A 214-nucleotide genomic window follows, 5' to 3' on the forward strand; every position below is an offset into this window, starting at 1 on the left:
GTCGACAGCGACGTCACTGTGCTGTTGGTCGTGCTCAACCCCGTCGACAGCGAACCGATGCCGGTCGACGTCGAGGTCGACAGCGACGTGATCGAACTGTTGGCCGACGAAATTCCTGTCGAAGCGGACGTCGACAACGACGTCACCGTGCTGTTGGCTGTGCTCAACCCCGTCGACGTGGACGTCGACAGGCTGTTGATTGCCGTGTTCGTCG

At 61.2% G+C, this 214-nt stretch carries 1 protein-coding gene; it reads left to right on the plus strand.

Features of this window, described 5'->3' with window-relative positions:
- A partial coding sequence (locus tag HWY45_RS37275; RefSeq protein ID WP_279607774.1) for a hypothetical protein occupies positions 1–214 on the plus strand: 214 nt, incomplete at both ends.

Source organism: Burkholderia stagnalis, assembly GCF_902830275.1.
Lineage (GTDB): Bacteria > Pseudomonadota > Gammaproteobacteria > Burkholderiales > Burkholderiaceae > Burkholderia > Burkholderia stagnalis.